1 protein-coding gene is annotated in these 555 nt (G+C 25.4%); it reads left to right on the plus strand.

Annotated elements, in window-relative coordinates; genetic code table 11:
- Window positions 1-86 precede the first annotated feature (86 nt).
- Window positions 87-533, plus strand: coding sequence for a helix-turn-helix domain-containing protein (locus MBORA_RS00915; protein ID WP_248845828.1), 447 nt, complete (start codon window positions 87-89; stop codon window positions 531-533).
- The last annotated feature ends 22 nt before the right edge of the window (window positions 534-555 follow it).

Raw genomic sequence — 555 nt, forward strand, 5'->3', positions numbered from 1 at the left:
TATAGTTATTTACTAAACTTTTATTATAGATGAGTGACAAATAATATATTATGTCTGGAAAATCAAAAATAAATCTATTTAATAAAATGAGTAAAGAAGAGTTAAACAATGAAATGAGTCAATATGTTGCATTTTACAGGTATTATCAGCGATTAATTGCAATTAAATTTATAACAGAAGGCCATACTATACAAGATGCAGCAAATTTACTTAACATTTCTTACCCAACTGTTCACAGATGGGCTAAATCATGCGAAATGGACGGTTTAGATGGTTTAAAACCATCTTTTGGAGGCGGAAGACCATCAAAATTATCTTATGAACAACAAGTAGAATTAGATAATATCATTGAAAATACTCCTAATTTATCAATGAAAAATGTTCAACAAATAATTAAAGAAAAATTCAATGTAGAATACAGTTTAAAACAAATAGGAGTCATAGTAAGAAAATTAGGATATAATTATAGCAAAGCATATCCTATTTTTACAAAAACTCCAAAAGATGCTAAAAAACAATTAAAAAAAACTTAGAAAAATTTAATGTAACTGAAAA

Source organism: Methanobrevibacter oralis (genome assembly GCF_001639275.1).
GTDB classification, from domain to species: domain Archaea; phylum Methanobacteriota; class Methanobacteria; order Methanobacteriales; family Methanobacteriaceae; genus Methanocatella; species Methanocatella oralis.